11 protein-coding genes are annotated in these 13,415 nt (G+C 60.4%); 1 reads left to right on the forward strand and 10 read right to left on the reverse strand.

Annotation, left to right across the window (positions count from 1 at the left end; translation table 11 throughout):
• Positions 1–81 precede the first annotated feature (81 nt).
• Both BREU_RS03570 and aroC read right to left on the reverse strand, forming a co-directional pair.
• The gene (locus tag BREU_RS03570; protein ID WP_044088365.1) at positions 82–1,704 is read right to left on the reverse strand and encodes a bifunctional shikimate kinase/3-dehydroquinate synthase; all 1,623 of its coding nucleotides are present in this window, start codon (positions 1,702–1,704) and stop codon (positions 82–84) included.
• 18 nt (positions 1,705–1,722) lie between these two features.
• Positions 1,723–2,910, reverse strand: coding sequence for a chorismate synthase (aroC, locus tag BREU_RS03575; RefSeq protein ID WP_044088366.1), 1,188 nt, complete (start codon positions 2,908–2,910; stop codon positions 1,723–1,725).
• Between the two features lie 49 nt (positions 2,911–2,959).
• Between aroC and BREU_RS03580 the strand changes: the two genes are divergently transcribed.
• On the forward strand, positions 2,960–3,436 hold the full coding sequence (locus BREU_RS03580; protein WP_044088367.1) for a prepilin peptidase: 477 nt from the start codon (positions 2,960–2,962) through the stop codon (positions 3,434–3,436).
• Between the two features lie 54 nt (positions 3,437–3,490).
• Here BREU_RS03580 and mltG read toward each other — a convergent pair whose 3' ends face one another.
• The 8 genes from mltG to BREU_RS03620 all read right to left on the reverse strand — a co-directional run bounded on the left by mltG (position 3,491) and on the right by BREU_RS03620 (position 13,329).
• Positions 3,491–4,675, reverse strand: coding sequence for an endolytic transglycosylase MltG (gene mltG / locus BREU_RS03585; protein ID WP_044088368.1), 1,185 nt, complete (start codon positions 4,673–4,675; stop codon positions 3,491–3,493).
• Between the two features lie 11 nt (positions 4,676–4,686).
• Positions 4,687–5,142, reverse strand: coding sequence for a Holliday junction resolvase RuvX (gene ruvX / locus BREU_RS03590; protein WP_044088369.1), 456 nt, complete (start codon positions 5,140–5,142; stop codon positions 4,687–4,689).
• A 5-nt stretch (positions 5,143–5,147) separates the two neighbouring features.
• Positions 5,148–7,829, reverse strand: coding sequence for an alanine--tRNA ligase (gene alaS, locus BREU_RS03595; protein ID WP_044088371.1), 2,682 nt, complete (start codon positions 7,827–7,829; stop codon positions 5,148–5,150).
• A 142-nt stretch (positions 7,830–7,971) separates the two neighbouring features.
• Positions 7,972–8,208, reverse strand: a complete 237-nt coding sequence (locus BREU_RS03600; RefSeq protein ID WP_044088373.1) for a hypothetical protein — start codon at positions 8,206–8,208, stop codon at positions 7,972–7,974.
• Positions 8,208–8,609 (reverse strand): DUF948 domain-containing protein, encoded by a 402-nt coding sequence (locus tag BREU_RS03605; RefSeq protein ID WP_044088374.1) that lies wholly within the window; start codon positions 8,607–8,609, stop codon positions 8,208–8,210. The genes BREU_RS03600 and BREU_RS03605 overlap by 1 nt, the downstream gene beginning before the upstream one ends.
• Before the next feature lie 117 nt (positions 8,610–8,726).
• On the reverse strand, positions 8,727–9,401 hold the full coding sequence (locus BREU_RS03610; protein WP_044088477.1) for a histidine phosphatase family protein: 675 nt from the start codon (positions 9,399–9,401) through the stop codon (positions 8,727–8,729).
• Between the two features lie 201 nt (positions 9,402–9,602).
• A complete protein-coding gene (gene rpsD, locus BREU_RS03615; protein ID WP_044088375.1) occupies positions 9,603–10,229 on the reverse strand; it encodes a 30S ribosomal protein S4 in 627 nt (208 codons plus the stop codon).
• Between the two features lie 478 nt (positions 10,230–10,707).
• A complete protein-coding gene (locus BREU_RS03620) occupies positions 10,708–13,329 on the reverse strand; it encodes an ATP-dependent helicase (protein ID WP_044088478.1) in 2,622 nt (873 codons plus the stop codon).
• Between the last annotated feature and the right edge of the window lie 86 nt (positions 13,330–13,415).

Consider the following 13,415-nt stretch of genomic DNA (forward strand, 5'->3'; position numbering starts at 1 on the left):
TGATACGAAACGATAATGCGAAACAATGAGGGCGAGGTGCTGATGCGACCATGATATCGACGCATCAGCACCACCACACCGTCAGTGTTGGATGCGACGGAAGGCTTCTTCTACGGCATCGGCGGGCGGATTGTCTAGATGCACTACATGGCCGATGGAATCAAGCACCACAAAGCGCAACTTGTTGCCGCGAGCCTTCTTGTCGCGATGCATCAATGCAAGCACGTCCTCGAACGAGCCGCCATTCCACGAGATCGGCAATCCCAACGCGGAGAGCAACGCACGATGGTAATCGACCAGATCCTGATCGATGTACCCCAGCAGATGAGCCAGCTCCGCGGCATACACCATGCCCACGGCCACGGCATTGCCATGACGCCAGCGGAAGTGCTCCAGCTTTTCGATGGCATGGCCCAGCGTATGCCCATAGTTGAGGAATTCGCGCAGTCCCTTTTCCTTCAAATCGGAGGAGACATGGTAGGCCTTCACCCGAACAGTACGTTCAATGAGCTCCGCCACGGTCTCTTCAAGCGGGGAGCCCAAAAAAGCCTGTCCATCGAAAAGCCGGAGTTCATCCGCATGCCGCTCCAAGATATGAAGAATCTCGGGATCGCGGATGAAACCGGATTTCGCTACCTCGCCGAGTCCTTCAATGAAGATGTCGTTGGGCAGAGAGGACAATGTGGTGGTGTCCGCCAGCACGCCGGCCGGCGTATAGAAGGAACCTACCAGATTCTTGCCCTGCTGCGTATTGATGCCGGTCTTGCCTCCCGTGGAGGCATCGACCATGGCCAGCAGCGAGGTCGGGCAATTGACGTATCGGATGCCGCGCATCCAAGTTGCTGCCACGAAGCCCGCCAAATCAGTGGCTGCACCTCCCCCGAGGCCCACCACGGCATCGGAGCGAGTGAACCCTTCGTCACCCAGCCGTTCCCATATGCCGTTCGCCACTGTGATGGTCTTGCCCGGTTCCGCATCGGGAATCACGATATCCGATACCTCATAGCCGCCTTGACGCAACAGCGTACGCGCCCGATCGGAATGCCGTTGCACAGGTTGCGTGTGGATGAGCGCGATCTTGGCCGGCTTTGGACCCAGCACATCCGCCAATCGGTTCATCGCACCTTCACCGATGACCACATCGTATGGATCGATAGCTGCACCTTCAACATGAACTGCTCGTTGGGAAACCATATCTATCACTTTCTTGGCGGCACCTTGCGGCGTCAGACCATGGGTATGCACATGGACGTTGGATACCTCGCGGAATACCGGGTCACGTTGTGCGTGGAGCTTCTTCCAACGGGCGTTGGCGTCGCCGTTGAGCATCGGCCTGCCGCCACCGCGATTGGCGCGTTCCATGGCCTCACGCGGATCGGCGTCCAAATAGACGACCTTGCCGCCATGTCTGATGTACGAGGCGAGTTCCCGTTGGGTGGATGGCGTCATAGGTGCTCCCCCTCCGAGGGAGAACACACCTTCGAAATCCGCAAGCACGTCGGCGATGACATCCGCTTCGACCTCGCGAAAGGCCGGTTCACCGTATCGGTCGAAATAATCGGGGATCTTCATGCCGACCTCGTGCTCGATCTCGATATCGGCATCGATGAACGGGAGCCGCAGCATATGGGCGACTTCCTTGCCGACACGGGTCTTGCCCGCACCCATCATGCCGATGATCACTGCGTAGGGGCGTGATGACATATTCAGCTCTCCCACGAATCAGCGCATATGCTCAGGCCACGAGGCAAGGTATGCCTCCATGTTGCGACGTGTCTCCTCGACGCTGTCGCCGCCGAACTTATCTAGTGCGTACTGGGCGATGGTCAGACGGACCATCGCCTCTGCGACAACGGCCGCCGCAGGAACCGCGGTGCTGTCGGAACGCTGGTTGATGGCCTTCGCGGCCTCGCCGGTAAGCACGTCCACAGTACGCAAGGCCTTCGGAATGGAGGGGATGGGCTTCATGGCACCGCGTACACGAATCACCTGTCCGTTGGACATGCCGCCTTCGATGCCGCCGGCACGGTTGGACAGACGGCCGATGCGCCCGTCTGCGTTGACGACGATCTCATCATGCGCCTGGGATCCGGGGCGTTCGGCTTCGAGGAAGCCATCGCCAATCTCCACGCCCTTGAACGCCTGAATGCCCATGATCGCACCGGCCAGTGCCGCGTCAAGCCTGCGATCGGATTCCACATAGGTGCCGATACCTGCCGGCACGCCGTAGGCAAGCACTTCCACCACACCGCCGAGCGTATCCGCAGCACGCTTCGCCTCGTCAATGCGTTCGATGATACGGCTTTCCGCGTCCTTGTCGAGGGTACGCACCGGAGACGCATCCAAAGCGGCGACATCATCGGGAGTGGGCAACGGTGCATCGGCATCGACGTGCACGCCACCGAGCGCCACGACATGCGACACCGTGCGGATGCCGAACGCCTGATCAAGGAACTGGCTGGCCACCTCACCCAATGCCACACGAGACGCGGTTTCGCGCGCGCTGGAGCGTTCCAGCACCGGACGCGCGTCATCGAATCCGTACTTGCGCATACCGGTGAGATCGGCATGGCCAGGGCGCGGGCGGCTCAAAGGCGCGTTGCGTCCCTCCCGAGGCAATTCATGATCGAGTGCGTCGGCGCTCATCACTTCGGTCCACTTCGGCCATTCGGTGTTGGCGATCTCGATGGCCACCGGGGAGCCAAGTGTCAATCCATGGCGCACACCCGTCAGGAGACGCACCTTGTCCTGCTCGAATTTCATGCGTGCGCCGCGCCCGTATCCCAGACGCCGACGCGCCAAGGCTGAGACGATATCATCGGTGCTGATACGGATGCCAGCGGGCAGTCCTTCGATCATGGCCACCAGAGCCTCTCCATGAGACTCCCCCGCCGTCTGCCAGCGCAACATAGCAATCCCTCTCGTTCATTGGTCAATAACTAGGGGATAATGGTAAGCCATGCCGTACCTGTTCACTCTTCCCGGTCTGCTATGTGAGCTTGCGTTGTCCATTGTGGACATACGCACGAGACGGGTGCCGTTGCCTTGGGTGGGTGCCGGCTCGCTGCTTCAGATGATTGCCGTATTCGTGTATGGCGTGATGTCCAACGACCTGTTCGTCCTGTTGCAGGCGGTCCTGTTCACCGCCCTGTGCTGCGTGATCCAGCTCGCCCTGGCATTGCTCGTGCCTAAATCACTGGGATTCGGTGACGTGACTGCATTGGTGCCCGCGGGCTTGGCCGTAGGCATGCTCGGACTGCTCCCAGTGGTGGTCTGGTGGCTCGCCATGGGAGTGTTGGGAATCGGCTGGATCATGCTGTGGCTGCGTTTCGACTCTCGACGCTCCGCATCGGATCATGCCGGCAAGGTGCCGTATGTGCCGGTGATCGCGCTCGGGGCCGTTCTGGCGATTGTCGCTCATATGGTCATCGGATAGAAGTCGTCGGGATAGAAAAGAGCATAAGGATTCTCCTCTAACCCACATGCAACGTTATTGGCCGTTTTCGGCTTGCCACTGACGCAGTTCGGCGACGTTCTTGTCATGTTCCTCGGCGGTGACGGCGAACTTGGTCTCGCCGGTGTCAAGGTTCACCGTGCAGAAGTACAGCCAGTCACCTGATTCCGGCTTCAATGCTGCCTGGATGGCGTTGTCGCCGGGATTGCTGATGGGAGTAGGCGGCAAGCCGGCGATTTTGTAGGTGTTATACGGATTCGACCCGTCTTCGAGCATTGTCGTGGTCACATCCGCGGGTTGGACATTGTTGCCGTATGCCACTGTGGAATCCATGCCCAATGACATTCCCTGCGCCAGACGGTTCTCGATGACCCGCGTCACCTTGGCGTAATAGTCGGCCTTGTTCACCTCGGCCTCGGCAATGGATGCGATGATCATCACACGTTCGCGGTCGGTTCCGGAAGGAACACCCAATTCATCGAGTTTGGCGATGCGCTTATCGACCATGGCCTTGAGGATGTCCGATGCGCTGCCCATCGACTTGACGTTGTATGTGCCGGGCTCAAGCCACCCTTCAAAACTGCCGTTCGCCTCCGCCGGCAGAATACCCTCTCCCTTGGCGTTGACAATGGCATCGAAATCGCTCTGCGCGAAGCCGGACAACGTGACGGCATCGGCGATGACCGCGCTGAGCCGCTCGCCCGGCCTGACTTCCAGGAAGCCCGCCGCCTTTGAGGCATCGGTGAGGATGGAAAGCGCCTGCGAGGCGGCCATGTGCTTCTTCAGCGTGAAGGTTCCGGGATACAGTTTGGAATCATTCGCGCTGACCAAACTGGTGAAGGCTTCGGCGGATTTGATGACTTCCGCCTTCAACAGGCCATCGGCAATCTCCACCGCTCCTTGACCTTCTTCAACGGTAAAGGACACTTCCCCATATCCAGGACCAGGATAATCCTCAATGGCGGTATTGGCTTGACTGTTGCTGTCACGGATCTCATGCAGCTTCTCGATGCCGAAATAGAGGCCACATGCCACAAGCGCTATGACGACAACGACCGCGATGATTGTTCCAATGGCCCGATTATGACGCCGACGCCGACGCTTGCGCATCTCACGGCGAGATTTCGGCGGCTGAGGCGGTTCCCCCGCGGGCGCCGCTCCGGTTCCATGTTCAACCCACTGCGTGTTTTCATCAAAGAAATCATGAATGCTGTCTGACATGAAACCGTACCTCATTGTTTCCCGGCACGGTCGAGTGCCGTCTGCAAAATCACCACTGCCGACTGCTGATCGACCAAGGGTCTGTGCTTCTTCGAGGATTTGTTCGCCTCGAATAACTGGCGATGCGCACTGACCGTAGTCAATCGTTCATCAACGAATAGTACTTGAGGAACCTGATACCGCGCCGACGCATCAGGATGCAAGGTCTGCAAGCGCTTTTCCAGATTCGCAGCCCAGCGACGGGCCTTTTTCGCGCTTTTCCCTTCGGTACCGTCCATCTGCAACGGCAATCCCACGACCACATGGGTGACGTGCTCGTCCTCAATCACATCGATCACGTCGTCGATGGCATAGAAATAATCACCGGCAACGTAAATATCGCCGGCCGGGTGTGCAAAGGTCAGCTCCGGGTCGGACAGTGCCAGTCCGACCCGGGCATTACCCAAATCAACGCCTAGCCAAACCACAGGCGTCAGGCTTTCTGCGCCTCGTGCTTCAACGCCTCGAGCGCTTCATCGATCTTGGACGGGTCCGCACCGCCACCCTGGGCGAAGTCCGGCTTGCCGCCGCCGCCACCGCCGAGGATCTTGGATGCGCCGCGCACCAGATCGCCGGCCTTGATGCCGGCCTTACGGGCGGCATCGTTGGTGGCCACAGCGACCATCGGCTTGTCATCCTCATTCACACCGGCGAGGGCCACAATCGCAGGAGCGTCATCACCGAGCTGGGCGCGGATATCCAGCACCGTCTTGCGCAATGCGTCGAACGTGCCGAAATGACCGACGTTCTTGACAGCGGCCTTCACCGGAGCGTTCGAGGCCTTGGCCTCGGCCACCAGAGCCGGTACGGCTGCTGCAAGCTGCCCTTCATACATGGCGGCCAGACGGCGGTCGGATTCCTTGAGCTTGGCGAGCAGCGTGTTGATACGCTCGGCAAGCTCGTCGGGACGCGCATTCAGCTTGTCGGACAGCTGGGAGACCAACGCATGCTCGCGGGCGTTGAAGTCGTAAGCCCCCTGGCCCACGACCGCGTCGACACGACGCACGCCCTGACCGATGGATGCCTCGGAGAGGATGTTGACCATGCCGATCTTGCCGACATGGTCGACGTGGGTGCCGCCGCACAGCTCGCGGCTCCATCCATCCTCGCCGATGGAGACCACGCGCACGATGTCGCCGTACTTCTCACCGAACAGGTGCATCGCGCCGAGCGCGATGGCGTCATCGAACTTCATCTCCTTGGTGGTCACGGCGAGGTTGTCGCGCAGCTTGTCGTTGACACGCTCCTCGACTGCGGAGATCACGGACTTGGCCGGGGCCTTCGACCACTGGAAGTCGAAGCGCAAACGGTTCGGAGCGTCTTCGGAACCGCGCTGGGTGGCCTGCGGGCCAAGTTCCTCGCGCAGCGCCTTGTGCACCATGTGAGTGGCGGTGTGGGAGCGGGCGATGGCGCCACGACGGTTCAGATCGATGTTGGCGTTGACTTCAGCGCCCACGACCAAAGTGCCTTCGGTCAGACGGCACTGGTGGACGATGAGGTCCTTGATCGGCTTCTGCACGTCATCGACCTCGAGCACGGCACCATCGTCGGACAGGATCTCACCCTGATCGGCGAGCTGGCCACCAGCCTCCGCATAGAACGGGGTGCGGTCGAGGATGACCTCGATGTTGGCCGGGCCCGTGACTGCCGGCACGGATCCCTTGCCCTCCTGCATGATGCCGATGACCTTGGCCCGTGCGGACATGTCGGTGTAGCCGAGGAAGTCGATGGGCTTGGCCAGGGTCTTCTTGAAGTCGTCGTAGACCGACAGGTCCACGTTGTGGCGCTTCTTCAGAGCATCGGCGCGGGCGCGGGACTTCTGCTCGGCCATGAGCTCGCGGAACTTGCCCTCATCCACCTTGACGCCCTGTTCGGCGGCCATTTCGAGGGTCAGCTCAATCGGGAAACCGTACGTGTCGTGCAGCTTGAAGGCGTCCTCACCGCTCACTTCAGGCTCGGAGGAACCGCTCTTGGCCTTGTTCACGGCCACGTCGAGGATGGTGGTACCGGTTTCCAGCGTGCGGCGGAACGCGTCTTCCTCACCGTATGCGGATTCGGACACCTCATGGAAGGTGTCGTTGAGCTCGGGGTAGCTGGCCTCCATTGCGGTCTTGGAGGTCGGGAAGAGGGTGGGGAGCACCGGCTGCGTGACGCCGAGCATGCGCATCGAACGCACAGTACGACGCAGCAGGCGGCGCAGCACGTATCCACGGCCCACATTGGACGGGCGTACGCCGTCGGACATGATCATCAGAGCGGAACGCACATGGTCGGCCACGACGCGGAAGCGCACGTCGGCGTCCGCATCCTCACCGTACTTCAGTCCGGAGAGCTGCTCGGCGGCCTCGATGACCGGGAAGACCTCATCGGTCTCATAGATGTTGTTCTTGCCCTGCATCAGGTAGGCCAGACGTTCCAGGCCTGCGCCGGTATCGATGTTCTTGTTCTCAAGCTCGCCGACGATATGCAGGTCGGTCTTGGACTTGACGTTGTCGACCTCGTAGTTCTCGAACACCAAGTCCCAGATCTCGATGTAGCGGTTCTCGTCGGCGATCGGGCCGCCTTCCTTGCCGAACTCGGGGCCACGGTCGACGTAGATCTCGGAGCAGGGGCCGCCGGGGCCGGGACCGCCGGTGGTCCAGAAGTTGTCTTCCATGCCCATCTTCTGGATGTGCTCGGGGTCGACGCCCTCGTTGATCCACAGGGAACGGGCCTCGTCATCGTCGGTGAACGTGGTCATCCACAGCTTTTCCGGGTCGAAACCGTAGCCGCCCTCGCTCTGCGGCGTGGTCAGCAGCTCCCATGCATAGTGGATGGCCTCCTCCTTGAAGTAGTCACCGAAGGAGAAGTTGCCCAGCATCTGGAAGAAGGTGCCGTGACGGGTGGTCTTGCCCACCTCGTCGATGTCGAGGGTGCGCACGCACTTCTGATTGGATGCCATACGATGCTTCGGCGGAGTCTGCTCACCCATCAGATAGGGGATGAACGGCACCATGCCGGCGATGGTGAACAGCGTGGTCGGATTCGGGGAGATCAGCGACGCCGAAGGTACGACGAGATGGTCGTGCTTGGCGAAGTAATCGAGATATCGCTTTGCGATTTCCGCAGTGCGCATGACGGGATGTACTCCTTGTTGGTTGCTGACGCAGGTGCGCCTTGGGTTAAATGGAAAGACCTTGCTTGATAGGTGAAGGATTCGGACCTGTGCGGAACGGCACCGTCGGAAGGATTCACGATGCGATGCCGTTTGAGACCGGTCAGTCGGCCTGCACGTTGTATCGGCTGTTCAACTCAGCCTCACGGGCCCGGCGTGCAGTGTTGAATTCATTGACCAGCCCTTCGAGCGTCCGCATGGGAACATTGCTCTGATCGGGGCCAAGCAGGAACTGCCGGGCCGCATCAGGAGTGTTGGCCTTGACATATGCCTGGGCTTTGGTGACTGCCACGATGCCGATGGCCACACCGACGCCGACCCAGAAGATGCGTTTGAACATCACTCCCCCTTCTGAGTGTTTCCGGTATCACCGGCTTGGGCACCGGCGTGTCCGGCCAGGAAAGACTGGGCGGTGGACTTGAGCGCATACACGGCAGATGCGATCTTGATGACAGGCTTGCCGAGGAACGAACCATACAGATCGGTCAGCGCACCGACGTTGTTGGCCGTGGTGGAGGCGGCCGCGGAAATGCGATTCACGTCCTCCAACGATTTGTTGACCTGCTTGACGGTGGTCACACCTTCATCCAGTGCGGGGATGGCGTGTTCACCGGACTCCTTGACGGTCTGCGCAATCTGATCAAACATCTTGCCAAGTCTGATCAGCGGATAGATCATGAAACCGGCCAGTACTGCGAACGCGATGGCCGCGATCAGGCCAGCGATCTCTCCGACTCCCATTGTTTCCTCCTTGAGGTCACATATACTCGCACAAGGGTAGCACTCATTGCCTATTTCTTCACGCCGCCGCACTCGAGCCCCACATCGGCACCGGGTTTACACCGGTTGTTTCACCGGCTATTTGCCATACGACATTATGGTCACGGCGTCGGCGAATGGCTTGTCGGTGTCATATTCGATCACGGTCACCGAACCGTTGGCCGGCCGTTCGCTCAGATCCAGATCGGGACCGCCGAATCGATGCGCCAGACTGAGCAGGGTGTTGCCATGAGAGATCTGCAGAACGTCGTCGCCGTCGCGAAGATGCGGATTCGTTGCGATCAGGCGGAAGGCGCCTTCCACTCGCTCCCAGTATTCCTGATCCGACTCGGCATCATGGAAGGGGTCCGCCTCTTTGAGGAAATCACGGGACGCGGCAAGGCCGAAACGCTTCACGATCTCGTTGTAGGTCTTGGCGCCATGAGGCGCGCCTGCGGCGTACCATGCCATGGACATGTCGAGGCCTTCGTAATAGCCATAGAATTGTTCACGGAAATGCATGTCCGCAATCAGTTCGGGGCGCGCGTTGCCAGCCTGCTCGTTGATGTCCAGAATCGTCTCGGCGGTCTGCTGCGCGCGTGTGGTATCCGAGCAGTATGCGGCGGCAAAGGTCAGACCCTTGAGCCGTTCTCCGGCCCTTGCGGCATCGGCGATGCCGGATTCGGTCAGCGGCGAGTTGGACCAGCCCTGAAGCCGATTGTATCGGTTGAAATAGGTCTGCCCATGGCGGACCAGATGCAGATGAAGAATCATGATGACCATGCTACGCGCCGGTGCCGCTTGGCTGCAACGATTCAGCCATGTCGTCACCTCCGATGGCGCGGTTGCGCCCTTTGCACCCGCGTTATGGCAGAATCGTTGCGGATAGGTGCCCGAAAACGCAGGAACCCCGCGCTGTTCGGCGCGGGGTTCGAGCGGTATGTCCTGGATTGTTGTTGACCAGAGGGGCCCGGATCAGCGGGCGTAGTATTCGACCACGTACTGGATGTTGACCTGGACCGGGATCTCTTCGACGGCCGGCTTGCGGGTCAGGGTGGCCTTCAGGGATGCCAGGTTCACGTCGAGGTAACCGGGGACCGCAGGCAGCACATCGCGGTGCACGCCTTCGGCAGCGATCTGGAACGGAACCATGGTCTGGCTCTTGGCCTTGACCTGAATGGTCTGGCCGGGCTTGACACGGTAGGACGGGCGATCCACGATGTTGCCGTCAACGAGGATGTGACGGTGGACCACGAACTGACGGGCCTGGGCGGTGGTGCGGGCGAAGCCGGCACGCAGCACCAGGTTGTCAAGACGGGACTCGAGGTCGATCAGCATGGCGTTACCGGTCTGGCCGGCGACGCGGGTGCCCTCTTCGTAAGCGCGGCGAAGCTGCTTCTCGGACACGCCGTACTGGGCGCGCAGACGCTGCTTCTCACGCATACGCACCGCGTAATCGGATTCGGTGCGGCGGCGGTCACGGCCGTGCTCGCCAGGAGCGTACGGACGCTTTTCGAAAATGCGCTGAGCCTTCGGGGTCAGTGCGATGCCGAGGGCGCGGGACAGGCGCACCTGACGGCGAGAACGCTGAACGTTCGTCATTTGGATTGTTCCTTCTGTCGTTATTTGAACGGAACGTCTGGCTTCAGCATGATGCCGGACGCTGAGTCGGGCCTCTCCAACGCTTCGTCGTGATCGCTCACGAGCGACCTTCATTCTCACGAACGCCGGCCGCCGACCCGTTGATGGGCTATGACTCCAGACGGCATCCGCCTTTCGGCAGACACCAAGAAAAAGATTTTACGCGCAGCCCATGGACAATGCGGCCTGCCGCGAAGGGCGCCTATTGAGAAGGTCGCTAGTAGATTGTCTCACTGATAATTGAGTACTGCATCTAGATCTCTCCCCCAGTCAGCTTCGCTGCCAGCCCCCCTCATCAGAGGGGGCCAACAACACTCAGACACATGCAAGACGGAGCGCTAGAGCTTCTCACTGGCTGAGCCGTCAAACGGGCAGCCCAGCGGGCTGACCGTAGGCGAAGTGAGCGGCCTGCCGCGAAGGGCGCCTATTGAGAAGGTCGCTAGAGCTTCTCAATAGGCGCCACACGAAGCATCAGACGTTTGACGCCGGCGGAGCCGAAATCGACGGTGATCACGGATTTGATGCCCTTGTCCTCGAGCGCGGTGACCTTCCCCAGTCCGAACTTGTCATGGCTGATCATGTCCCCCACGGCAAAATCAGCGATAGACAGGCCATTGTCCTTGCCGAGCTTGGATCCGGCACTGCCGCCAGCAGCCGCCGAGGACTTGGGGGCGACACGACGTATGGTGACCTTCCCGCCACGAGATCGTCCAAAGGAATCCGATGAGCCTGACCGGGAGCCGTATGACGATGAGCCAGACCGGGAACGAGAGCCATACGTGGAACCGCCATCACGGGAGCCATGCCACGACGAGCCGCCATAGGAGGACCCATACCGCGACCCGTAGGAGGAAACCGAACCTCGACCGCCGAATGTGGCGGAGCCACCGAATGTCGTGCCACCGAAATCGTCGTCATCCCATCCGCCGAAATCGTCTGCGAAACCGTCGGATTCCCAGCTCGAACGCATCCGTTCCACACCGGCTTCCTTACGCTTCCAGTCAATGAGCTCCTGGGGTATTTCGTCGAGGAACTGACTTGGCATCATGTCCGCGGCCTGTCCCCACTGCGAGCGCACGGCGGCGCGCGTCACATAGAGGCGGCGCTTGGCCCGGGTGATGCCCACATACGCCAGTCGCCGTTCCTCCTGCAGTTCCGTGGTGTCTTCCATCGAGCGCGAATGCGGGAAGGTGCCTTGTTCCATGCCGGTCAGGAACACCACCGGGTATTCGAGACCCTTGGCGGTGTGCAACGTCATCAGCGTCACCTTGCCTGAATCCTCCTGCTCACCGGGCAGCTGGTCGGAGTCGGCTACGAGCGCGGTGGTCTCGAGGAATTGGGAGAGCGTGGCGTCCGGCGTGTTCTGCTCGAATTCCGCGGCGGTGGACTGCAACTGGGACAGGTTTTCCAGTCGCGAGGCATCCTGCGGGTCGACGGATTTCTCCAGTTCGGCGCGAAGCCCCGAGCGTTCAAGGACCTCAGCCACGATTTCACTCGGCTTGGAATCGTGGGCACGGGTGAATTGCGAGAGTGATCCCATCAATTCGCGGAACGATTTGAGCAGGGTGGCGGTCCGGGTGGGTACGTCGTCGATCTGCTCCACATGCATCAACGCGTAGAAGAAACTGGTGCCGTGTTCGCGCGCATAGGAGAGCAGCACGCCTTCCGCACGGTCTCCGAGGCCGCGCTTGGGCACGTTGAGGATACGCCTCAGGTTCACATCGTCGTCCGGGTTCACCAACGCTTGCAGATAGGCCAGGGCATCCTTGATCTCACGACGTTCGTAGAACTTGGTGCCGCCCACCAGCTGGTACGGCAGTCCCGCGTTGATCAGCGCCTCCTCCAACGACCGGGACTGCGCGTTGGCGCGGTACATGATGGCCATGTCCGAGTATGCGATGGATTCCTCGGCATGCAGACGCGCGATTTCCCCGGCCACCCATTGGGCCTCCTGTTGAGCGTTATCCGCCGCATACCCCACGATGGGCTCGCCTTTGCCGAGCGCCGTCCATAGCTTCTTCGGCTTGCGTCCCTCGTTGTTGCTGATCACCGCGTTCGCGGCATCCAGAATGGTTTGCGTGGAGCGATAGTTCTGCTCCAGCATGATGGTCTTGGCGTTGGGGAAATCCTGTTCGAAGTCCTGTATGTTGCGGATGTCGGCACCACGGAACGCGTAGATCGACTGATCGGAATCGCCTACGACCGTAATCCAGGCAGGACCGGTTTTGCCCGCATTCGGCGCTCCCGGCACCGGCCGATCCCCCGAGTCCACGCCCGCAAGCTCGCGTACGAGCACATACTGGGCATGATTGGTGTCCTGATACTCATCCACAAGAATGTAGCGGAACCGATGATGGTAGTACTCGGCGACGGTCGGGTCGGCGCGCAGCAGCTCCACGGTCCGGCCGATCAGATCATCGAAATCAACGGCGTTGGCGAGCGCCAGACGGTGCTCGTATTCCGCATAGATCACCGCATAGATGGCTTCGAGATCGCCCACTGTGCCGAATTGGTAACCGCGCTGTCCGGGGGTGAAGTCCGGGGCGTGCAGCGCCAGATACTCCTTCCATCCAGTCAGATTGTTCTTGAGGTCGGATATATGCCCGAGGATGGAACGCGGGGTGTATCGCTTGATATCCAGATTGAATTCGGTGGCGATGATCTTAATCAGCCGCTCGGAGTCGGCGGAATCATAGATGGAGAAACCGGACTTGAGCCCTATGGATTTGCCGTCGCGTCTCAGAATCCGCACGCATGCGGAGTGGAAGGTGGACACCCACATGCGTTGGGCCACCGGTCCGATGAGCGTGGCGAGACGCTCGCGCATCTCGGCGGCTGCCTTGTTGGTGAAGGTGATGGCGAGCACCTGGCTGGGCCATGCGCCGAACTGACTGAGAATCCATGCGATACGGCGAGTGAGCACACGGGTCTTGCCGGAACCTGCACCGGCGCCGATGAGCAGCGCCTGACCGCGATATTGCACCGCCTCCGACTGCTGAGGATTGAGGTCCCCTACGAGTTCCTGGGCGCTTCGCGCTATGACTTCCGGTTCCTCGAACACCATGTACTCCCCTTTCGTGCGACATTCATATCTACCATATGCGCCGGTCAGCGTAAGCTGGTTTGCCATATCCTTCAGTTATCTGA

It is taken from the genome of Bifidobacterium reuteri DSM 23975 (genome assembly GCF_000741695.1).
Taxonomy (GTDB): Bacteria; Actinomycetota; Actinomycetes; order Actinomycetales; family Bifidobacteriaceae; genus Bifidobacterium; species Bifidobacterium reuteri.